The organism is Pseudomonas sp. MF6767 (assembly GCF_016405475.1).
GTDB classification, from domain to species: domain Bacteria; phylum Pseudomonadota; class Gammaproteobacteria; order Pseudomonadales; family Pseudomonadaceae; genus Aquipseudomonas; species Aquipseudomonas paracarnis.
In genome coordinates this window covers 183,867-205,569 of record NZ_JAEKCY010000003.1, presented here as the reverse complement: position 1 = coordinate 205,569, position 21,703 = coordinate 183,867, and the positions used below count along the sequence as shown (strand labels likewise).

21 protein-coding genes are annotated in these 21,703 nt (G+C 58.3%); 14 read left to right on the top strand and 7 right to left on the bottom strand.

Features of this window, described 5'->3' with window-relative positions; genetic code table 11:
- Window positions 1–50 precede the first annotated feature (50 nt).
- The 3 genes from rsxB (at window position 51) to JFT58_RS06995 (ending at window position 2,008) form a co-directional block, all read left to right on the top strand.
- A complete protein-coding gene (gene rsxB, locus JFT58_RS07005; protein WP_054898041.1) occupies window positions 51–1,019 on the top strand; it encodes an electron transport complex subunit RsxB in 969 nt (322 codons plus the stop codon).
- Window positions 1,020–1,079: 60 nt separating this feature from the next.
- Entirely contained in the window at window positions 1,080–1,718 is a 639-nt protein-coding gene (nth, locus tag JFT58_RS07000; protein ID WP_003188989.1) for an endonuclease III, read from the top strand.
- A gap of 107 nt (window positions 1,719–1,825) precedes the next feature.
- On the top strand, window positions 1,826–2,008 hold the full coding sequence (locus JFT58_RS06995; RefSeq protein WP_014717144.1) for a PA3496 family putative envelope integrity protein: 183 nt from the start codon (window positions 1,826–1,828) through the stop codon (window positions 2,006–2,008).
- Between the two features lie 83 nt (window positions 2,009–2,091).
- Here JFT58_RS06995 and JFT58_RS06990 read toward each other — a convergent pair whose 3' ends face one another.
- From JFT58_RS06990 to JFT58_RS06980, 3 genes are all read right to left on the bottom strand, one after another.
- A complete protein-coding gene (locus JFT58_RS06990) occupies window positions 2,092–2,724 on the bottom strand; it encodes a response regulator transcription factor (protein ID WP_003188986.1) in 633 nt (210 codons plus the stop codon).
- Window positions 2,725–3,337: 613 nt separating this feature from the next.
- Entirely contained in the window at window positions 3,338–4,555 is a 1,218-nt protein-coding gene (locus JFT58_RS06985; RefSeq protein WP_003188984.1) for an argininosuccinate synthase, read from the bottom strand.
- A gap of 129 nt (window positions 4,556–4,684) precedes the next feature.
- Window positions 4,685–5,593, bottom strand: a complete 909-nt coding sequence (locus JFT58_RS06980; RefSeq protein WP_054898040.1) for a flagellar protein MotY — start codon at window positions 5,591–5,593, stop codon at window positions 4,685–4,687.
- A 156-nt stretch (window positions 5,594–5,749) separates the two neighbouring features.
- Here JFT58_RS06980 and pyrC point away from each other — a divergent pair, with 156 nt between their 5' ends.
- Together pyrC and rnt are read left to right on the top strand one after the other, a co-directional pair.
- Window positions 5,750–6,796 (top strand): dihydroorotase, encoded by a 1,047-nt coding sequence (gene pyrC, locus JFT58_RS06975; protein WP_032893318.1) that lies wholly within the window; start codon window positions 5,750–5,752, stop codon window positions 6,794–6,796.
- Complete coding sequence (gene rnt / locus JFT58_RS06970; RefSeq protein WP_003188980.1) at window positions 6,793–7,464, top strand: ribonuclease T; 672 nt, start codon at window positions 6,793–6,795, stop codon at window positions 7,462–7,464. Before pyrC ends, rnt begins: the two co-directional genes overlap by 4 nt.
- A gap of 65 nt (window positions 7,465–7,529) precedes the next feature.
- Here the strand turns inward: rnt and JFT58_RS06965 are convergent, their stop codons facing one another.
- Window positions 7,530–8,132 carry a peroxiredoxin gene (locus JFT58_RS06965; protein WP_003172097.1) on the bottom strand — a complete coding sequence of 201 codons (603 nt, stop codon included), beginning with the start codon at window positions 8,130–8,132 and terminating at the stop codon, window positions 7,530–7,532.
- Window positions 8,133–8,375: 243 nt separating this feature from the next.
- Here JFT58_RS06965 and JFT58_RS06960 point away from each other — a divergent pair, with 243 nt between their 5' ends.
- Together JFT58_RS06960 and bfr are read left to right on the top strand one after the other, a co-directional pair.
- On the top strand, window positions 8,376–8,594 hold the full coding sequence (locus tag JFT58_RS06960) for a bacterioferritin-associated ferredoxin (protein WP_017526354.1): 219 nt from the start codon (window positions 8,376–8,378) through the stop codon (window positions 8,592–8,594).
- 200 nt (window positions 8,595–8,794) lie between these two features.
- Window positions 8,795–9,265 carry a bacterioferritin gene (gene bfr, locus JFT58_RS06955; protein WP_054898039.1) on the top strand — a complete coding sequence of 157 codons (471 nt, stop codon included), beginning with the start codon at window positions 8,795–8,797 and terminating at the stop codon, window positions 9,263–9,265.
- A gap of 68 nt (window positions 9,266–9,333) precedes the next feature.
- Here bfr and grxD read toward each other — a convergent pair whose 3' ends face one another.
- Window positions 9,334–9,672, bottom strand: coding sequence for a Grx4 family monothiol glutaredoxin (grxD, locus tag JFT58_RS06950; RefSeq protein WP_054898038.1), 339 nt, complete (start codon window positions 9,670–9,672; stop codon window positions 9,334–9,336).
- A gap of 77 nt (window positions 9,673–9,749) precedes the next feature.
- On the bottom strand, window positions 9,750–11,858 hold the full coding sequence (locus JFT58_RS06945) for a molybdopterin oxidoreductase family protein (protein ID WP_054898037.1): 2,109 nt from the start codon (window positions 11,856–11,858) through the stop codon (window positions 9,750–9,752).
- A gap of 433 nt (window positions 11,859–12,291) precedes the next feature.
- Between JFT58_RS06945 and argF the strand changes: the two genes are divergently transcribed.
- Together argF and JFT58_RS06935 are read left to right on the top strand one after the other, a co-directional pair.
- Window positions 12,292–13,212 carry an ornithine carbamoyltransferase gene (gene argF / locus JFT58_RS06940; protein ID WP_034126463.1) on the top strand — a complete coding sequence of 307 codons (921 nt, stop codon included), beginning with the start codon at window positions 12,292–12,294 and terminating at the stop codon, window positions 13,210–13,212.
- The gene (locus tag JFT58_RS06935) at window positions 13,209–14,318 is read left to right on the top strand and encodes an ABC transporter ATP-binding protein (protein WP_034126462.1); all 1,110 of its coding nucleotides are present in this window, start codon (window positions 13,209–13,211) and stop codon (window positions 14,316–14,318) included. The genes argF and JFT58_RS06935 overlap by 4 nt, the downstream gene beginning before the upstream one ends.
- A gap of 134 nt (window positions 14,319–14,452) precedes the next feature.
- Here the strand turns inward: JFT58_RS06935 and ybaK are convergent, their stop codons facing one another.
- Entirely contained in the window at window positions 14,453–14,923 is a 471-nt protein-coding gene (ybaK, locus tag JFT58_RS06930) for a Cys-tRNA(Pro) deacylase (protein ID WP_054897716.1), read from the bottom strand.
- A gap of 325 nt (window positions 14,924–15,248) precedes the next feature.
- On the opposite strand from ybaK, the gene JFT58_RS06925 reads away from it, so the two are divergent.
- The 5 genes from JFT58_RS06925 (at window position 15,249) to JFT58_RS06905 (ending at window position 21,624) form a co-directional block, all read left to right on the top strand.
- Window positions 15,249–16,106: an MIP/aquaporin family protein gene (locus tag JFT58_RS06925; RefSeq protein WP_014717136.1), complete on the top strand. Its 858-nt coding sequence runs from the start codon at window positions 15,249–15,251 to the stop codon at window positions 16,104–16,106.
- 76 nt (window positions 16,107–16,182) lie between these two features.
- Entirely contained in the window at window positions 16,183–17,688 is a 1,506-nt protein-coding gene (gene glpK, locus JFT58_RS06920; protein ID WP_198834334.1) for a glycerol kinase GlpK, read from the top strand.
- A 93-nt stretch (window positions 17,689–17,781) separates the two neighbouring features.
- On the top strand, window positions 17,782–18,537 hold the full coding sequence (locus JFT58_RS06915) for a DeoR/GlpR family transcriptional regulator (RefSeq protein WP_003188962.1): 756 nt from the start codon (window positions 17,782–17,784) through the stop codon (window positions 18,535–18,537).
- A 259-nt stretch (window positions 18,538–18,796) separates the two neighbouring features.
- A complete protein-coding gene (gene glpD, locus JFT58_RS06910) occupies window positions 18,797–20,335 on the top strand; it encodes a glycerol-3-phosphate dehydrogenase (RefSeq protein ID WP_054897715.1) in 1,539 nt (512 codons plus the stop codon).
- A gap of 362 nt (window positions 20,336–20,697) precedes the next feature.
- On the top strand, window positions 20,698–21,624 hold the full coding sequence (locus JFT58_RS06905) for a glutamate/aspartate ABC transporter substrate-binding protein (RefSeq protein ID WP_054897714.1): 927 nt from the start codon (window positions 20,698–20,700) through the stop codon (window positions 21,622–21,624).
- Window positions 21,625–21,703 lie beyond the last annotated feature (79 nt).

Sequence of the window (21,703 nt, the reverse complement as noted above, 5' to 3'; positions counted from 1 at the left end):
TCTCAGCTTGCCCTCCTCCCTGGGCCGGGCGTCAACGCTATGATCACAGCATGAACCTCATTCAACGTATCGACGCGCTGCTGCCGCAGACTCAATGCGGCAAGTGCGGGCACCCGGGTTGCAAGCCTTACGCAGAAAGCATCGCTAAAGGCGAAGCCATCAACAAGTGCCCGCCCGGTGGGCAGGAAACCATTGAGGGGCTCGCGCAACTGCTGCGCCTGCCGGTACTGGAGCTGGACACCAGCCGTGGAGATGCGCCTGCGCAAGTCGCCTATATCCGCGAGGGCGAATGCATCGGCTGTACCAAATGCATCCAGGCCTGCCCGGTGGACGCCATTGTGGGTGCCGCCAAGTTGATGCACACCGTGATTGTCGACGAGTGCACAGGTTGCGACCTGTGTGTTGCGCCCTGCCCTGTCGACTGTATCGAGATGCGCCCGCTTGCTGACGTTGTGCCTATCGTCGGTGACTTGGCCAGCAACGATGATGAACGGCGTGCACGCGACCTCAAACGCAACCGGGCGCGGCGACGCTTCGAACAACGTAACGCCCGCCTGCAACGTGAAGAAGCCTGCAAGCTCGCCGAACGCCTGGCACGAGCCAAGCGCGCAGCGCCGATGGAGGTTGCACCGGTCGATAACACTCAGGCCGCTCAGGACGCTGCGATCAAGCAGGCCAAAAGCAGCGTCGCCATGAGTCGCGCTCAGTTGCACAAATCCTTGAAAGCGTTTGGGCATCCGCCGACCTTTGAGCAACAGTCGCAATTGATTATGCTGCAGCGACAGCTCGAGGCATCCGAGCAGGCGCTTGCCGCACTGGGGGCCAACACCTCACCGCAGCCACCGAAGACGGCCACAAAAAGCGCCGAGTTCAAGCGCGCAAAAATCCAGCTGGCCATGCGCCGTGCAGCGTTGAAAAAGGCTCAGGATCACCATGCTGACGAGCATCAATTGGCAACCTTGAAAGCTGCATTGAATGACGCCGAGCAAACGCTGCAAGATGCCGAGGCCAACGGCTGACCCACTGCGCTGTGTATTACTAACATCACGCCGACCGCCTGCAAGGAAACGTCTGTCCCTATGAATGCCGCAAAACGCCTGGAAATCTTCCGCAGGTTTCACGAAGACAATCCGGAACCGAAAACCGAACTGGCCTACTCCTCACCGTTCGAATTACTGATTGCGGTGATCCTTTCGGCTCAATCCACGGACGTTGGCGTTAACAAGGCCACGGCGAAGCTGTACCCCGTGGCCAATACACCCGCCGCGATTTACGCTCTGGGTGTGGAAGGCCTGTCCGAATACATCAAGACCATCGGCCTGTATAACAGCAAGGCCAAGAATGTGATCGAAACGTGCCGCCTGCTGTTGGAGCTGCATGGAGGCGAGGTACCACAAACCCGCGAAGCCCTCGAAGCCTTGCCTGGCGTGGGCCGCAAAACGGCAAACGTGGTGCTCAATACGGCGTTTCGGCAGTTGACCATGGCGGTGGACACGCACATTTTCCGCGTCAGCAACCGAACCGGCATTGCACGGGGCAAGAATGTGGTTGAGGTGGAAAAGCAATTGATGAAGTTCGTGCCCAAGCCCTATCTGCTCGACTCCCACCATTGGCTGATCCTGCACGGACGCTACGTTTGCCAGGCCCGCAAGCCGCGCTGCGGCAGCTGCCGTATCGAAGACTTGTGCGAATACAAGGACAAGACCTCCGACGATTGAGCGATCATTGGTTTTTGTGATCAGACGATTGAAAAAATCTTTTTTACCCGTTCGCGGATTATCGCTATAAGGAGCCCCAACGGCAGTCTTAGCCTGGAGTTGACCTTATGAGCGCTGGCAACGAACAACTGGAAGTGGAAGACGACCTCGTTGAGTCGGATGACGATGTGGTAGAGGCACCTGTGGCAGAGGTGGCCAAGACCAATTTAAGCAAACGCCGCACTATCGACAATCTTCTGGAAGAGCGACGCTTGCAAAAACAGCTGGCCGATTACGACTTCGATCTCTGATCGAGCCGTTGACGGCCGGAAGCCTCCCTGACGGAGGCTTTTTTCTGCCGGTTACACGGGTATTCAAGGGGGGCAATATCCTCCTAGACCAAGCCGTTGCGCTGGGCCAGTTCGATCAGGTCCACGAGGGACCTGGCATTGAGCTTGAGCAGCAAGCGCGTCTTGTAGGTACTGACGGTTTTGTTGCTGAGGAACATGCCATCGGCAATTTCCTTGTTGGTTTTGCCACGGGCCAGTTGCTGCAGCACCATCATCTCCCGTCCCGATAAGCGTTCGACCATGTCGGCTTCACTGGCATTGCCCATGGTTGACCGCACTGAGTTGAGCGCCTGGTTCGGGAAATAGCTATAGCCGGAAAGCACCGCCTTGATGGCACTGAGCAACTCTGTCAGATCCTGCTGCTTGCACACATAGCCGGCGGCACCCGCCTGCATGCAGCGCATGGAAAAATGGCCAGGCGCCTGGGACGTCAGCACCAGCACCTTGAACGAGACGGCTTGCTTGGTCGAAGCCAGCCGACAAATAACTTCCAGACCGTCGAGCTTGGGGATTCCGATATCCAGTATCACAATATCCGGCATATGTTCCCGTGCAAGTTGCAACGCATCGACACCGTTATCAGTCTCGGCAACGACCTCATAACCATGACGCTCCATTAGCATGCGCACAGCAAGACGAATGACGGGATGATCATCCACGATCAGCACTTTATTCATGAGAAAGTCCAATTTCGCTGTTCGAATTATTTAGAGCAAACACAATAGCCTAGTCGATTACTAGTTGGCATAGCATTCCCCCCCGAGCAAGAGCAGGCAGAGACCCAACCCACAAGAAGATAGGAATTAGCCTACAAAAATTCGCCAACTTAGATGCATAGAGCTTTATGGTTGCTTTCAGACCTTTCTCGACGCGTACATATTTTGAGTGAAAGATCATGACCATCAGCCCGTGAAAGTAAACGTGCCGCACAAGTCTTTCAGGAAATACCCCTTGTTTGTCGCAATGGCGCCAGCAAACCGCCCCGAAAAAACTATCCGCATTAGTTCCATTTAACATATTTCGACACTTCCATAATTCCTACAGAAAATTCAACAACTCACATATCCATTGCAGCTACATGAGTGAATTTTCTGTCAGACATAGTTCCTCCTCAGATGTAAAAAATCATTCAACCTTAAAAACATAAAGATAAACTGGATAATAATTGCGCAAGTTACGGAAAAATCCTTAAACACACGCTAAACGCTAATAAACAGCGCCGCATCTAAAATCCAGGCAAAAAAAATGACCCCTTGCAAAAGGGGCCATTTTTCACGACGGGCGCACGGTTCAGAACAACGAGCGGCCCTTGTTGGCAGCAATGCGCATGCGCAGTGCGTTCAACTTGATGAAGCCTGCCGCGTCCGCCTGATTGTAGGCGCCGCCGTCTTCTTCGAAGGTGGCGATGTTGGAGTCGAACAGCGACTCATCGGACTTGCGGCCGGTGACGATCACGTTGCCCTTGTACAGCTTCAGGCGCACGACACCGTTCACGTGGGCCTGGGAAGCGTCGATCATCTGTTGCAGCATCAGACGCTCAGGGCTCCACCAGTAACCGGTGTAGATCAGGCTGGCATACTTGGGCATCAGCTCGTCTTTAAGGTGGGCGACTTCACGGTCCAGGGTGATGGACTCGATGGCGCGGTGGGCACGCAGCATGATGGTGCCGCCCGGGGTTTCGTAGCAACCGCGAGACTTCATGCCCACATAACGGTTCTCGACGATGTCGAGACGGCCGATACCATGCTGACCGCCGATACGGTTCAGGGTCGCCAGTACGGTGGCCGGGGTCATTTCAACGCCGTCCAGCGCAACGATGTCGCCGTTGCGGTAAGTCAGTTCCAGGTACTGCGCCTTGTCTGGAGCGTTCTCCGGGGAGACCGTCCATTTCCACATATCTTCTTCGTGCTCGGTCCAGGTGTCTTCCAGCACGCCGCCTTCATAGGAAATGTGCAGCAGGTTGGCGTCCATTGAGTACGGCGACTTCTTCTTGCCATGGCGCTCGATCGGAATAGCGTGCTTTTCAGCGTAATCCATCAGCTTTTCACGGGACAGCAGGTCCCATTCACGCCACGGCGCAATGACTTTAACGCCTGGCTTGAGTGCGTAGGCACCCAGTTCGAAACGTACCTGGTCGTTGCCCTTGCCGGTGGCGCCGTGAGAAATGGCGTCGGCGCCCGTTTCGTTGGCGATCTCGATCAGGCGCTTGGCGATCAGCGGACGTGCGATGGAGGTACCCAGCAGGTACTCACCTTCGTAGACAGTGTTGGCGCGAAACATCGGGAAAACGAAATCGCGGACGAACTCTTCGCGCAGGTCGTCAATGTAGATCTCTTTCACGCCCATGGCTTGCGCCTTGGCACGTGCAGGTTCGACCTCTTCACCCTGACCCAGGTCAGCGGTGAAGGTCACCACTTCACAGTTATAAGTATCCTGCAGCCACTTGAGGATCACCGAAGTGTCCAGGCCGCCGGAATACGCGAGAACGACCTTGTTTACGTCGGCCATGCCATCACTCCACGGGGTTGTACGGAAAGGCGACGATTCTACCGATCAAAACCGTGAAATTACAGGGGCGCGACAGCAAATGAAGATAAAGCGACAGATTATGTCGAGTGGGCGACCGATGGTCGCCTCTTATGAGGTAGCCGCCGAGTTGCTCGGCGCAGTGGCCTGAGGCGCCGGTTTCTCTGGGGCAGCCACCCGCTCAAGCTGAATATTTACACGGCGGTTACGCGCACGGTTGGTGGCATTAGTGTTGGGCGCCAAGGGGTAGCTTTCGCCATGGAAGCGCATCGTGATTTGCGATTCCTGAATGCCGTTGGCCTTGAAGTAGTCCATCACCGCCAGGGCGCGGCGCCGTGAGACGTCACGGTTGGTCAGGCGATTGCCACTGTTATCGGAATGACCGTTCAACTCGACATGATTGACCGTGGGATCGGCTTTCATGAATACCAGGATCACCGACAACTTCTTCTTGGCCGCCGCGTCCAGCTCAATACCACCACCGGGGAAGCCCACTTCAGTCTGTTTGACCTGGTCGTAATTCATGGGCAGCAGCTTGGTGGTGCACACCTGATAATCGTTGTACGCCTTGTTGAACTTCACAGGCAGCAGGCGAATTTCCGAGTAGCCGCCTTGACGCCCGTAATGCCGCACGGTCGGGCTGCGCCCTTCAAGCAAACCCGTGAACAGGCGGCCGGCCTGGGCCTGGGAGCTATTGAACAGGACGTCGCCGCTGCCGACACGCACGGCCCCAAGGTTGATATCACCTCGGCCCGGCTGCCACGGCGCGGCCGCGGCCAATAAGGTTGCCGAGCCGGCGCCAAGAGTGCCGCCATAGGTTTTCAGACGAAACGTTGCCTGCTCACCGGCCCGGCGCACGAACTCACCGGAACCGAAATCGGTGATCGGCTGGGTCAGGCGGCACTCGAACTGATCGCCCTCTACCTTCCACTCAATATTCTCCAGACGTGTCTGGAACGTGAGGGCCGCCGCAGGCAGGCTGGCGAACACACTGAGCAGGGCTAGACAATACTGGCGCACGGGAGGCTCCACTGGTTTCTACAACACTTCAAAGCGTCATACATCGTTAAGGCATACCCGGAGATATCGGTAGCATCCGGCAAAACTTGATAGCGAGTGCCTGCAAGAGTCTTTTCCGGTAGCATTCCCACCAGATTGACCCGCCTGGAATCCCCAATGTCCGACCGCCTGACCCTGCTGCGTCCCGACGACTGGCATATTCATCTTCGCGATGGTGCTGCGTTACCCCAAACCGTGGCCGATGTGGCCCGCACGTTTGGCCGTGCCATCATCATGCCTAACCTGGTACCTCCGGTGCGCAATGCCGCAGAAGCCGACGCCTATCGCCAGCGCATCCTCGCTGCACGACCGGCCGGCAGCCGCTTCGAACCGTTGATGGTGCTCTACCTGACCGACCGCACCCAGCCTGAAGAAATTCGTGAAGCCAAGGCCAGCGGTTATGTGCACGCCGCCAAGCTGTACCCGGCAGGTGCGACCACCAACTCCGATTCCGGTGTAACCAGTATCGACAAGATCCTGCCGGCGATTGAAGCCATGGCGGAGGTCGGCATGCCATTGCTGATCCACGGGGAAGTCACTCGTGGCGACGTGGATGTGTTCGATCGCGAAAAAATCTTCATCGATGAACACATGCGTCGTGTGGTCGAGTTGTTCCCTACGCTCAAAGTGGTGTTTGAACACATCACCACCGCCGATGCGGTGCAGTTCGTCAGCGAAGCGTCGGCCAACGTTGGCGCGACCATCACCGCTCATCACCTGCTCTACAACCGCAACCACATGCTGGTGGGCGGGATTCGGCCGCATTTCTATTGCCTGCCTATTCTCAAGCGCAATACCCACCAGGTGGCGCTGCTGGATGCCGCCACCAGCGGCAGCCCGAAGTTCTTTCTCGGCACCGACTCTGCGCCACACGCCCAGCACGCCAAGGAAGCCGCATGCGGCTGCGCCGGCTGCTACACCGCGTTTGCCGCCATCGAGTTGTACGCCGAAGCGTTCGAACAGCGTAACGCGCTGGACAAACTCGAAGGTTTCGCCAGCCTCAACGGCCCGCGTTTCTACGGCCTGCCGGCGAATACCGACCGCATTACCCTGGTCCGTGAAGACTGGACCGCCCCTGCCAGCCTGCCGTTTGGCGAGCTGACCGTTATCCCGCTGCGCGCCGGTGAAACACTGCGCTGGCGCCTGCTGGAGGAAAGCAAGTGAGTGAAGACCATTACGACGACGAACAAGAGCACGGCGGTGGCGGCTCGCGCCATCCGATGGCCGAGCGTTTTCGCGGCTATCTGCCGGTCGTCATCGACGTAGAAACCGGTGGTTTCAACTGCGCCACCGATGCCTTGCTGGAAATTGCCGCAACCACCATCGGCATGGACGAACAGGGCTTTGTGTACCCGGAGCACACCCATTTCTTTCGCGTCGAGCCGTTTGAAGGCGCCAATATCGAAGCCGCTGCCCTGGAATTCACCGGGATCAAACTCGACCACCCACTGCGTATGGCGGTAAGTGAAGAAGCGGCGCTGACCGATATCTTCCGTGGCGTGCGCAAGGCGTTGAAGGCCAATGGCTGCAAACGTGCGATCCTGGTCGGCCACAACAGCAGTTTCGACCTGGGCTTCCTGAACGCCGCCGTGGCGCGGCTGGACATGAAGCGCAACCCGTTTCATCCGTTCTCCAGTTTCGACACCGCAACGCTTGCCGGCCTGGCCTACGGTCAGACCGTTCTGGCCAAAGCCTGCCAGGCGGCCGGTATCGACTTTGACGGGCGTGAAGCCCACTCGGCCCGCTACGACACCGAGAAGACCGCCGAGCTGTTCTGCGGCATCGTCAACCGCTGGAAACAGATGGGCGGCTGGGAAGACTTCAACGACTGAAGGCAAATCCCGCGCATAAAAAAACCGGCCTTTTCAGGCCGGTTTTTTTGTACCGTGACGTTGGCTTACAGCTTGCCAGCGTTCTCGGTCAGGTAAGCCGCAACGCCTTCTGGCGAAGCGTTCATGCCTTTGTCGCCTTTTTTCCAGTTGGCAGGGCAGACTTCGCCGTGCTCTTCGTGGAATTGCAGCGCGTCGACCAGGCGGATCAGCTCTTCCATGTTACGGCCCAGCGGCAGGTCGTTGATGATCTGCGAGCGCACAACGCCCTTGTCGTCGATCAGGAACGCGCCACGGAACGCCACGCCGCCTTCGGACTCAACGTCGTAGGCCTTGGCGATGTCGTGCTTCATGTCGGCAGCCATGGTGTATTTGACTTTGCCGATGCCGCCGTCGTTGATGGCGGTGTTGCGCCAGGCGTTGTGGGTGAAATGGGAGTCGATGGAAACCGCGACCACTTCAACATTGCGCGCTTTGAAATCGTCCATGCGGTGGTCCAGGGCGATCAGCTCTGAAGGGCAGACGAAGGTGAAGTCCAGCGGGTAGAAGAACACCAGGCCGTATTTGCCTTTGATGGCTTCAGACAGCTTGAAGCTGTCTACGATTTCGCCATTGCCGAGGACGGCTGGTACGTCGAAATCCGGGGCTTGTTTACCGACGAGTACGCTCATTGGATATCTCCTGATATAGGGGTGACGATTGAAGTAAAAGGACCGGTCGAGTCTGCCTGTGGAAACAGACAGAAATATGACGCAATCACGCTTCGTGAAGACCGACCATCATACACCGAAAAAACCGTTCGTCAGCGCACGGGCAATTCCCCCCGGATTGCTGCTGAAACTATTTTGACAATCATTCTCGTTAACATTAAGATCCATCGCACTTAAGCCATAAACCCGCGACGGTTCTCACTTATGTATGTCTGCCTCTGCACTGGCGTCACCGACGGACAAATCCGCGAAGCAATCTATGAAGGTTGCTGCAGCTACAAAGAAGTGCGTGAAACCACCGGCGTTGCCAGCCAGTGCGGCAAATGTGCTTGCCTGGCCAAGCAAGTGGTACGGGAAACCCTGACGCAGCTGCAAACAGCCCAGGCCGCACTCCCCTACTCGACAGAATTTACACACGCCTGATAGGCATGTTTTAAAGAGCCGGACCTTGTGTCCGGTTTTTTTATGCCTGTAATTCAATTAGTTAGCGCCAAGACGCGGAACACAAACATTCTTATTCCGATTAATTTTCATTTATTATTCAATAACTTAGGTTTGACACTAGGATTTTCACCGCTCAGACTCCGCCCTATACACAGCTATTACAGGGCAGGACCCCAGTCATGAAAGGCGACATCTCAGTCATCCAGCAACTCAACAAAATCCTTGCCAATGAACTGGTCGCGATCAATCAGTACTTCCTGCATGCGCGCATGTACGATGACTGGGGCCTGGAAAAGCTCGGCAAGCGTGAATACAAAGAATCGATCAAGGCCATGAAGGACGCCGACGCGCTGATCAAGCGCATCCTGTTCCTGGAAGGCCTGCCGAACGTGCAGGACCTGGGCAAGCTGAACATCGGCGAGCACACCCAGGAAATGATCAGCAGCGACCTGGGCTTTGAGCGCAAGAGCCACAGCGACCTGAAGGCTGGTATCGCTCACTGCGAAACCAAGGGCGATTTCGGCAGCCGTGAACTGTTGGAAGATATCCTGGAAGATCAGGAAGAGCATATCGACTGGCTTGAAACCCAGTTGGGCCTGATCGACAAGGTCAGCCTGGAGAATTACCTGCAATCGCAGATGGGTGAATAACCCGTAGCGTTCAGGCACAAAAAAGCCCCGCTCTCACCAGAGAAGCGGGGCTTTTTATTGCTCGCCAATTAGGCGTCAGTCTTGACTGCTGCTTTTTGCGCTGCGTCTTTGATCAGCGCTTGCAGCGAGCCATCAGCTGCCATTTCAGTGATGATGTCGCTACCGCCAACCAGCTCACCGGCTACCCACAACTGCGGGAAAGTCGGCCAGTTGGCGTACTTTGGCAGGTTGGCGCGGATTTCAGGGTTTTGCAGGATATCCACGTAAGCGAACTTCTCGCCACATGCCATCACAGCCTGGGACGCTTTTGCGGAGAAACCGCACTGAGGCGCGTTAGGTGCGCCCTTCATGTAAAGCAGAATGGTGTTGTTGGCAATCTGCTCTTTGATCGTTTCGATGATATCCATGGAACACCTCTGCAGGAACTTTGCGACTCACGGGTCGGCACGGTGGCGCATTGTAACGCAAAAATCCAGCAGGATGCTCAGGCCGCCGCCACCTTCACCGGTACGCCGTTGAGCGCCGCATTACCCGACAACTCGTCCAATTGCCGCTCGTCGGTCAAGTCATTGGCACTCGCCCCCGGCTGGCTGCTCGCGATGCTCATCTGCACGCCCGGACGACCGTGGCCCCAGCCGTGAGGCAGGCTGACCACACCCGGCATCATGTCCGTGCTGGCCGCTACTTCCACCTCGACCATACCGATACGCGAACTCACCCGCACCCGCTGACCATCGCTCAACTGACGGCTAGCCAGATCATCGGGGTGCATCAGCAGTTGATGGCGTGGCTTACCCTTCACCAGCCGGTGATAGTTATGCATCCAGGAATTATTGCTGCGCACATGCCGCCTGCCAATCAATAGCAGTTCGTCGGCCACCGGCACCGGCTGCGCGGCGAAACGCGCCAGGTCTGCCAGGATCACGGCCGGTGCCGCTTGCACCTTGCCATCCGCGGTTTTCAAACGTGCCACGAGGTTGGGCTTGAGCGGCCCCAGGTCGACGCCATGGGGATGATCCGCCAGCATGGCCACCGACAGTTTATGACTGGATGCGTCACCATAGGCACCCGCACGCAGGCCAAAGTCGATCATCTGTGCCGGTGGCAGGGTGGGCTTGAGCACCGCGCCAGTGTGCGCCGCGAACGCCTTGGCCAAGCCGACAAAGATCTCCCAGTCATGCAATGCACCCTCAGGCTTGGGCAGGATGGCGCGATTGAAGCGTGTGACATTGCGTACCGCGAACAAATTGAAGGTAGTGTCGTAGTGATCGTTTTCCAGCGCCGAGGTGGAGGGCAAGATCAGGTCGGCATAACGCGTGGTCTCGTTGATATACAGGTCGATGCTGACCATGAACTCCAACCCGTCCAGGGCTTGTTCCAATTGGCGGCCGTTAGGCGTGGACAGTACCGGGTTGCCGGCCACCGTCACCAGGGCGCGGATCTGCCCTTCACCCTCGGTCAGCATTTCTTCGGCCAGGGCTGACACCGGCAGTTCTCCGCCGTACTCCGGCCGCCCGGACACGCGGCTCTGCCAGCGGTTGAAATGGCCGCCGCTGGTGGAGGCCACCAGGTCCACCGCGGGGCTGGTGCAGAGCGCGCCGCCGACACGGTCCAGGTTGCCGGTCACCAGGTTGATCAGTTGCACCAGCCAATGGCACAGCGTGCCAAACGCCTGGGTCGAGACCCCCATGCGGCCATAACAGACGGCCTTGTCAGCGCCGGCGAAGTCCCTGGCCAACTGGCGAATCTGCTCGGCAGGCACCGCACACTGGCGGCTCATGGCCTCGGCATCGAAGCCGGCAATCGCCTTGCGTACATCATCCAGGCCTTGCGCCGGCAAATGGCTTTCGCGTGTCAGCGCTTCGGAGAACAAAGTGTTGAGCACCCCAAACAACAATGCCGCATCGCCGCCGGGGCGTACGAACACGTGCTGGTCCGCGATGGCTGCCGTCTCGCTGCGCCGAGGGTCGACCACCACCACTTTTCCGCCCCGCGCCTGGATGGCCTTGAGGCGTTTCTCCACATCGGGCACGGTCATGATGCTGCCATTGGAAGCCAGCGGGTTGCCGCCGAGAATCAACATGAAGTCGGTCTGGTCGATATCGGGTATGGGCAACAACAGGCCGTGGCCGTACATCAGGTGACTGGTGAGGTGATGAGGCAGTTGGTCTACCGAGGTCGCGGAAAAACGATTGCGCGTCTTCAACAGCCCTAGAAAGTAGTTGCTGTGGGTCATCAACCCATAGTTATGCACGCTTGGGTTGCCCTGATACACCGCCACCGCGTTCTGCCCATGCCGCGTCTGGATACCCGCAAGCCGCTCGGCCGCCAGGGCAAAGGCTTCATCCCAGCCAATCGGCTGCCATTCGCTTCCCACCCGCCGCATGGGTTGGTGCAGGCGGTCCGGGTCATTCTGGATGTCCTGCAGGGCCACCGCCTTGGGGCAGATGTGGCCGCGACTGAAACTGTCCAGAGGGTCGCCCTTGATCGAGGTGATCGCCAGGCTACCGTCTTCGGCTTGGGTGGTTTCCAGGGTGAGGCCGCAGATGGCTTCGCACAGGTGGCAGGCACGGTGGTGGAGAGTCTTGGTCATGGCCAGTCTCTTTTATAGGGGCTTTGACTCAACTATGGGCCGCGACCACTTGGCGCGCCAGCAACCTTCGCGTTGTGAATCAACGGGCATAGGCCTGGGCATGGCTAAGCATGAGCAAATGTTTCAGAAACCTTGTCAGCAGGCGCTGAAACCGACGCGAAGTGGCCCAAGCCCGCCCCCGCGCATTGCAAAAGGCCTGGACGCCAGTGTACAAATGGCTCGCTGCTGTCAGGAATTCGTCTTCAAACGCGCGCCGGCGCCCTGCTTGAACACCCCTAAAGCCGTAGCCCTATTGGTAAAACGCGACATTTAATGTCAATATCGCGTCTTCCCCTATTTCGTCGCCCCGTGCGGCTTTCGCCGCAGGTCTCGCCCGTTGTCGCAATAAACAAGGCTTTGAGTATCTGCGGTCTGTTGCAAAAGGTAGTTAATGATGAGCGCAAGGCACTTTCTCTCCCTGATGGATTGCACGCCCGAAGAGCTGGTCAGCGTGATCCGTCGAGGCATTGAGCTTAAAGACCTGCGTAACCGCGGTGTACTGTTTGAGCCGTTGAAAAACCGGGTACTCGGGATGATTTTCGAAAAGTCCTCGACCCGCACACGCCTGTCGTTCGAAGCCGGCATGATCCAGCTGGGTGGCCAGGCCATCTTCCTGTCACCGCGCGACACCCAATTGGGCCGTGGTGAGCCGATCAGCGATTGCGCCATCGTGATGTCGCGCATGCTCGATGCCGTGATGATCCGTACCTTCGCCCACAGCACCTTGACCGAATTTGCCGCCAACTCCCGTGTGCCCGTGATCAACGGCCTGTCCGATGACCTGCACCCCTGCCAGTTGCTGGCCGACATGCAAACCTTCCTCGAGCACCGTGGCTCGATCCAAGGCAAGACCGTGGCCTGGATCGGCGATGGCAACAACATGTGCAACAGCTATATAGAAGCGGCGATCCAGTTCGACTTCCACCTGCGCATCGCCTGCCCTGAAGGCTACGAGCCCAGCGCCGAGTTCATGGCCAAGGCCGATGGCCGTGTGCAACTGCTGCGCGATCCGAAAGACGCAGTGGTCGGCGCGCACCTGGTCAGCACCGACGTCTGGACCTCCATGGGCCAGGAAGACGAAACCGCCAAGCGCCTGGCCCAGTTCGCGCCGTTCCAGGTGACCCGTGCGTTGCTCGACCTGGCCGCGCCAGACGTGCTGTTCATGCACTGCCTGCCCGCCCACCGGGGCGAAGAAATCAGCCAGGACCTGCTCGACGATTCGCGCTCAGTCGCGTGGGATCAGGCCGAGAACCGCCTGCATGCGCAAAAAGCCTTGCTCGAATTCCTCGTACCACCGTCGTACCACCACGCATGAGCCAGTCATTACTGCTGAACCTGCGCAATCTGGCATGCGGCTATCAAGACCAGCGCGTCGTGCAGAACCTCAACCTGCACCTCAACGCCGGCGATATCGGTTGCCTGCTCGGCTCTTCAGGGTGTGGCAAGACCACTACCCTGCGCGCGATTGCTGGCTTTGAGCCGGTGCATGAAGGCGAAATCAGCCTGGCGGGCGAAGTCATCTCCCGTGCCGGTTTCACCCTCGCCCCGGAAAAACGTCGTATCGGCATGGTGTTCCAGGACTACGCGTTGTTCCCGCACCTGAGCGTGGCTGACAACATCGCCTTTGGCATTCGCAAGCACCCGCAAAAAGAGCGCGTAGTTGCCGAGTTGCTGGAACTGGTCAACTTGAAGAACCTGGGCAAGCGCTTCCCCCATGAGCTTTCCGGTGGTCAGCAACAACGCGTCGCTCTCGCCCGGGCCCTGGCGCCGGAGCCGCAACTGCTGTTGCTGGATGAACCCTTTTCCAACCTCGATGGCGAACTGCGCCGCAAGCTCAGCCATGAAGTACGCGACATCCTCAAGGCTCGCGGCACCAGCGCGATCCTGGTAACCCATGATCAGGAAGAGGCCTTCGCCGTCAGCGATCACGTCGGGGTCTTCAAGGAAGGCCGCCTTGAGCAGTGGGACACGCCCTACAACCTCTATCACGAACCGCAGACGCCTTACGTCGCCAGTTTCATCGGCCAAGGGTATTTCATCCGTGGTCGGCTGAACTCGCCCGAATCGGTCAGCACTGAACTGGGCGACCTGCGCGGCAACCGTGCCTACACCTTGCCGACCGGCGCTGCGGTGGACGTGCTGCTGCGCCCGGACGATATCGTGTATGCGCCGGACAGCGCGTTGAAAGCCCGGATCGTTGGCAAGACCTTCCTCGGCGCCTCAACGCTGTACCGGTTACAGCTGCCGACCGGCGCTCAGCTGGAGTCGATTTTCCCCAGCCATGCCGATCACCAAGTGGGCGCGGAGGTGGGGATTCGTGTGGCGGCTGAGCATTTGGTGGTGTTCCAGGCATCCGGCAGCACAGCGGCGCAAATTCCTGCTGTTGAGTCAGGCGTGCGCCGCCACAGCGTCGCTCACTGATAAAACCGGGTCCGGATGTAGGAGCTGGCTTGCCTGCGATGCAGACAACTCGGGTTATCTGTTACACCGCGTTGATGCTATCGCAGGCAAGCCAGCTCCCACATTTGATCCTCATAGACTTCAAAGAATGAATATCAGGCCCGCCCGATCGGTGCGAATTTGGCCTGGGTGTGTTCAGCCAACACCGCCGCTGGCAATTCAACTTCCAATCCTCTTCTGCCCGCGCTGACAAAAATCGTTGCAAAGGGTTGCGCCGTTTCATCGATAAACGTGCGCAGCCGCTTCTTCTGACCCAGCGGGCTGATGCCGCCCAACAGATAACCCGTGGAACGCTGCGCCGCTGCCGGGTCAGCCATTTCGACTTTCTTCACACCCGCAGCATGAGCCAGGGCTTTCAAGTCCAGACTTCCGACGACCGGCACAACCGCCACCAACAATTCACCCTTCTCACTGCTCGCCAGCAGCGTCTTGAACACCTGGGCCGGGTCCAGGCTCAATTTTTCCGCGGCCTCCAGCCCATACGAGGCTGCCTTGGGATCATGTTCATAACTATGCACATGATGTTCGGCGCGAACTTTTTTCAACAGGTCCAATGCAGGGGTCATAACGGCTCCGGGCGGGCAAACTGATGGCCAATTCTAGGCCAAGCCTACCTAAAACGCTCTAGCACAGACCTATCACCGCAAAAGCAACGCGCCTTGGCCATGATCATTCACCACACCAATAGTTCGGAAATGACCAATGGTTCACTTTCGACCTTTGACAGCGGTCATTCTTGTCTATATTTTTTCGTTTCCGAATACCGTAGGAATAATCCTCTGGTACTCCGCAGTAAGCCGCGATCCAGGATGGGGATCCTTCTCGTGGTGAATATCGCGCAACTGCCCGTTGAGGCCGTGCGCAAGACAAGAACAACAATTGAGGTTTTCCATGACAACTGCTCTTCAACAGCCTTCACTTTCGAGCCAATGCATGGCCGAATTCCTGGGCACCGCGCTGCTGATCTTCTTCGGTACAGGATGCGTCGCCGCGCTCAAGGTCGCGGGTGCGAGCTTTGGCTTATGGGAAATCAGTATCATCTGGGGGGTCGGCGTGAGCATGGCGATCTACCTGAGTGCCGGTATTTCCGGGGCTCACCTCAACCCGGCGGTCAGTATCGCCCTGTGCATCTTTGCCGATTTTGAAAAGCGCAAACTGCCCTTCTATATTCTTGCCCAGGTCGCCGGCGCCTTTTGCTCCGCCGCCCTGGTGTACACGCTCTACAGCAATCTGTTTTTCGATTACGAACAAACTCACCACATGGTCCGCGGCTCCCAAGCCAGCCTGGAATTGGCGTCGGTGTTCTCCACCTATCCCCATGCGCTGCTGAGCACGGCCCAGGCATTCCTGGTGGAGATGGTCATCACCGCCATCCTGATGGGCGTGATCATGGCTCTGACCGATGATAACAACGGCCTGCCACGCGGCCCCCTGGCCCCCCTGCTGATCGGTTTGCTGATCGCCGTAATCGGCAGCGCCATGGGCCCGTTGACTGGCTTTGCGATGAACCCGGCACGGGATTTCGGTCCCAAGCTGATGACCTTTTTCGCCGGTTGGGGTGAAATGGCCTTTACTGGCGGTCGCGATATTCCTTATTTCCTGGTGCCGATTTTCGCTCCGATTGTCGGCGCATGCCTGGGCGCTGCGGCCTATCGCGGGCTGATTGCTCGCCACCTGCCGAGCGCCGCACCGGCTATCGCTGAAGAAACACCTGACACGGCTGTCAACGGCAAGACTCGTATTTCCTGAAAGCGCCAGCCTGGTCCCCTGCCCTTCGCGGCCCAGGCTGATTTCTGACTTCCTTATTTCGTCCAAGGCAATTGACATGACCGACCTTCAGAATAAGAACTACATCATTGCCCTTGATCAGGGCACCACCAGTTCCCGGGCGATCATCTTCGATCGTGACGCCAACGTGGTGTGTACCGCCCAGCGTGAATTCGTCCAGCACTACCCGCAGGCTGGCTGGGTTGAACATGACCCGATGGAAATCTTCGCCACCCAGAGCGCGGTGATGGTCGAAGCGCTGGCGCAGGCCGGCCTGCACCATGACCAGGTGGCCGCCATCGGTATCACCAACCAGCGTGAAACCACGGTGGTCTGGGACAAGATCACCGGCCGCCCGATCTATAACGCTATTGTCTGGCAGTGCCGCCGCAGTACCGAGATCTGCCAGCAGCTCAAGCGCGACGGCCATGAGCAATACATCAGCGGCACCACGGGCCTTGTGACCGACCCGTACTTCTCCGGCACCAAGCTCAAGTGGATCCTCGACAACGTCGAAGGCAGCCGCGAACGTGCGCGCAATGGCGAACTGCTGTTCGGCACCGTCGACAGCTGGCTGATCTGGAAATTTACCGGCGGCAAGACCCACGTCACCGACTACACCAACGCGTCGCGCACCATGCTCTTCAACATCCACACCCTGGAGTGGGATGCGAAGATGCTGGAGATTCTCGACATCCCACGGGAAATGCTCCCTGAAGTGAAGTCGTCGTCGGAAATCTATGGCCGTACCAAGAGCGGCATCGCTATCGGTGGCATTGCCGGCGACCAGCAAGCGGCCCTGTTTGGCCAGATGTGCGTGGAAGCGGGCCAGGCCAAGAACACCTACGGCACCGGCTGCTTCCTGCTGATGAACACCGGCGACAAGGCGGTGAAATCCAAGCACGGCATGCTCACCACCATTGCCTGCGGCCCGCGCGGTGAGGTGGCCTATGCCCTGGAAGGCGCGGTCTTCAACGGTGGCTCCACCGTGCAATGGCTACGTGACGAGCTGAAGATCATCAACGATGCCCACGACACCGAATACTTTGCCGGCAAGGTCAAGGACAGCAACGGCGTGTACCTGGTACCCGCTTTCACCGGTCTCGGCGCGCCCTACTGGGACCCGTATGCCCGTGGCGCACTGTTCGGCCTGACCCGTGGCGTACGCGTAGACCACATTATTCGCGCAGCCCTGGAGTCGATTGCCTACCAGACCCGCGACGTCCTCGACGCCATGCAACAGGACTCGGGCGAACGCCTCAAGGCCCTGCGCGTGGACGGCGGCGCGGTTGCCAACAACTTCCTGATGCAATTCCAGGCCGACATCCTCGGCACCCAGGTAGAACGCCCGCAAATGCGCGAGACCACCGCCCTCGGCGCGGCCTACCTGGCGGGCCTGGCGTGTGGCTTCTGGGGCAGCCTGGACGAGTTGCGCGGCAAGGCGGTAATCGAGCGCGAGTTCGAGCCACAGCTGGACGAGGCGGCCAAAGAGAAACTCTACGCCGGCTGGCAAAAAGCTGTGAGCCGCACCCGTGACTGGGAGCCGCACGAAGGCGCCGAATAAGCCAAGCGCTGGCTTACGGCAGGTGTAACTGGCAGGGAGCGGATTCCTGCGTCATCATGGGCCACTTTTGTATGGCAGCCCAAAGGACGCCCCATGAATCTGCCTCCCCGCCAACAACAAATCCTCGAACTGGTCCGCGAACGCGGGTACGTCAGTATCGAGGAAATGGCGCAGCTATTCGTTGTCACCCCGCAAACCATCCGCCGCGATATCAACCAGCTGGCGGACGCCAACCTGTTGCGCCGCTACCACGGCGGCGCAGCCTATGACTCCAGTGTCGAGAACACCGCGTACGCCATGCGTGCCGACCAGATGCGCGACGAGAAGCAACGCATCGGTGAAGCCATCGCCGCGCAGATTCCCGATCATGCCTCGCTGTTCATCAACATCGGCACCACCACCGAATCCATCGCCCGTGCGCTGCTCAATCACAGCCACCTGAAAATCATCACCAACAACCTCAACGTCGCCACCATGCTCAGTGCCAAGGACGACTTCGATGTGTTGCTCACCGGCGGCAATGTGCGCCGTGACGGTGGTGTGGTGGGCCAGGCCAGTGTCGACTTCATCAACCAGTTCAAGGTCGACTTTGCCCTGGTGGGCATCAGCGGGATCGACGAGGACGGCAGCCTGCTGGACTTCGATTACCAGGAGGTGCGGGTTTCCCAGGCAATCATCGCCAATGCGCGGCAGGTGATCCTGGCGGCGGACTCCAGCAAATTCGGGCGCAATGCCATGATTCGCCTGGGGCCGATCAGCCTGGTGGACTGCCTGGTGACTGACCAGCAGCCGGTGCCGGCGTTGGTGCAAGTGCTGAATGAGCACAAGGTGCGGCTGGAAGTCGTTTAGCGCCTGTTCAGGCGTCATCGCGGGCAAGCCCGACTCCCACAGTTTGAAATGCGATCAAATGTGGGAGCCGGGCTTGCCCGCGATGACGGCCTCACTCACACCCATACATTCACCTTTGTTCATAATTCTTCCTTTCTCCGCCCTTCGATGAGTTTTTTCAATCGAAGTCGGGTGGCTGTGCCCGCAATTATCAGCTACCATTTTCGCAAATGAACATTCATGTTCGAATTCCAAGACGAAAAGATCGCGAGGCCAGCCGATGAACCCTTCCACCTTGCCTGCTCCACCGCTTGCCGAAGTCTATGACGTAGCCGTAATTGGTGGTGGGATCAATGGCGTCGGGATTGCAGCAGACGCAGCCGGTCGCGGTTTGTCGGTATTCCTTTGCGAAAAGGATGACTTGGCCAGCCACACCTCATCGGCCAGCAGCAAGCTGATCCACGGTGGACTGCGTTACCTGGAGCATTACGAATTCCGTCTGGTGCGTGAAGCATTGGCCGAACGCGAAGTACTGCTGGCCAAGGCACCGCACATCGTCAAGCAAATGCGCTTCGTACTGCCGCACCGCCCGCACCTGCGCCCGGCCTGGATGATTCGTGCTGGTCTGTTCCTTTATGACCACTTGGGCAAGCGCGAAAAGCTCGCGGGTTCCAAAAGCCTCAAGTTCGGTGCCGACAGCCCGCTGAAAAGCGAAATCACCAAAGGCTTTGAATACTCCGACTGCTGGGTCGACGACGCCCGCCTGGTGGTACTCAACGCCATGGCTGCCCGCGAGAAAGGCGCGCACATCCACACCCAGACCCGTTGCGTCAGCGCCAAGCGCAGCAACGGCATGTGGGAAATGAACATGGAACGTGCCGACGGCAGCCTGTTCTCGATCCGCGCCCGCGCCCTGGTGAATGCCGCCGGCCCATGGGTGGCCAAATTCATCCGGGACGACCTGAAGCTGGATTCACCGTACGGCATTCGTCTGATCCAGGGCAGCCACCTGATCGTGCCGAGACTGTACGAGGGCGCTCACGCGCATATTCTGCAAAACGAAGACCAACGCATCGTCTTCACCATTCCGTACCTGAACCACTTGACCATCATCGGCACCACCGACCGCGAATACACCGGCGACCCGGCTGCAGTGGCGATCACCGAAGGTGAAACCGACTACATGCTTAAAGTGGTCAACGCGCACTTCAAGAAACAGCTGAGCCGCGACGATATCGTCCACACCTACTCCGGCGTGCGCCCACTGTGCAATGACGAGTCGGACAACCCGTCGGCCATTACGCGTGACTACACCCTGTCGCTGTCCGGCGGCACCGGCGAAGCGCCGATCCTGTCGGTGTTCGGTGGCAAGCTGACCACCTATCGCAAACTGGCTGAGTCGGCCATGGCCCAACTGGCGCCGTACTTCACCCAGATGCGCCCAAGCTGGACTGCCACAGCCAGCCTGCCCGGTGGCGAACACATGACTTCCCCGGAAGCCCTGGCCGATGCCATCCGCGCCAAGTTCGACTGGGTACCGAGCGAGATCGCCCGTCGCTGGTCCACCACCTACGGCAGCCGCACTTGGCGCTTGCTGGAAGGCGTGCAATCGCTCGCCGATCTGGGTGACCACTTGGGTGGCGGCCTCTATACCCGCGAAGTCGACTACCTGTGCGCCGAAGAGTGGGTAACACAACCGCAGGACGTGCTGTGGCGCCGTACCAAGCTTGGCCTGTTCACCACGCCGCAAGAGCAGGAAAACCTGCAGCGCTACTTGTCCAAGGTCGAGCAGAACCGCAGCAAGATCGAAGCCGCCTGACCGCCCCAGTGTAGGAGCGAGCGTGCTCGCGAAAAACCCGAGAGCGCCGCGTTTATTCAGCATAAACGCGGCGTTTTTGCGTTTTTCGCGAGCAAGCTCGCTCCTACGGACTATTCGGTTTTCCGAACGCGCACCTCTGCCCTATTCGGTTTGCCGGACTACCGACCGAAAATACTGCCGACACAAAAAGTTAATTTCCATATAAATCATGAAGTTATCCTTTTGTTTTCGGTATGGCACGACTCATGCTCTACACTCTTCAACGATTGCCTGAGGCGCCTTAGGAGCCGTCAGGGGCAGTCGCTTTACAAGAGAGCCGTTCAGCTGGCTTCATAAAAAAAACAAATGTCGAGGAAGTATTGATGCGCATCGTTCCCTATATCCTGGGCGCAGCTATCGCTGCTGCTCTGATCAGCACTCCAGTTTTTGCCGCCGAACTCACCGGCACACTGAAGAAAATCAACGACTCCGGCACCATCACTCTCGCTCACCGCGACAGCTCCATTCCGTTTTCCTACATCGCGGATGGCTCGGGCAAACCCGTGGGCTACTCCCACGACATCCAGTTGGCCGTTGTCGAGCAACTGAAAAAAGACCTGAACAAACCCGACCTCAAAGCCAAGTACAACCTGGTGACCTCGCAAACCCGTATCCCGTTGATCCAGAACGGCACCGCGGATCTGGAGTGCGGCTCCACCACCAACAACACCGAACGCGCCCAGCAAGTTGATTTCACCGTCAACATCTTCGAAATCGGCACCCGCCTGCTGGTCAAGAAAGACAAGGAAGGCAAGCCGTCCTACGCTGACTTTGCCGACCTGAAAGGCAAAAACGTCGTGACCACCGCCGGCACCACGTCCGAGCGCATCATCAAGGCGATGAACGCCGACAAGCAGATGGGCATGAACGTTATCTCCGCCAAAGACCACGGCGAATCCTTCCAGATGCTCGAAAGCGGCCGCGCCGTTGCATTCATGATGGACGACGCCCTGCTGGCCGGTGAAGAAGCCAAGGCCAAGAAGCCGGACGACTGGGTCATTACCGGTACTCCGCAGTCCTTCGAAGCCTACGCTTGCATGGTTCGCAAAGGCGACCCGGACTTCAAGAAAGCCGTGGATGACGCCATTGTCGCCCTGTACAAGTCCGGCGAGATCAACAAGATCTACGCCAAATGGTTCGAAAGCCCGATCCCACCGAAAGGCCTGAACCTGAACTTCCCGATGAGCGACAAGGTCAAGGAGCTGATCGCTAACCCTAGCGACAAACCAGCGCCAGAAGTAAAAATCTGATACCTGACTAAGCTTATGTCCTGAGGGAGCCAACCCTCCCTCAGGCGTCTGTAATTACCTGCTGGTTTTAACTTGGAAC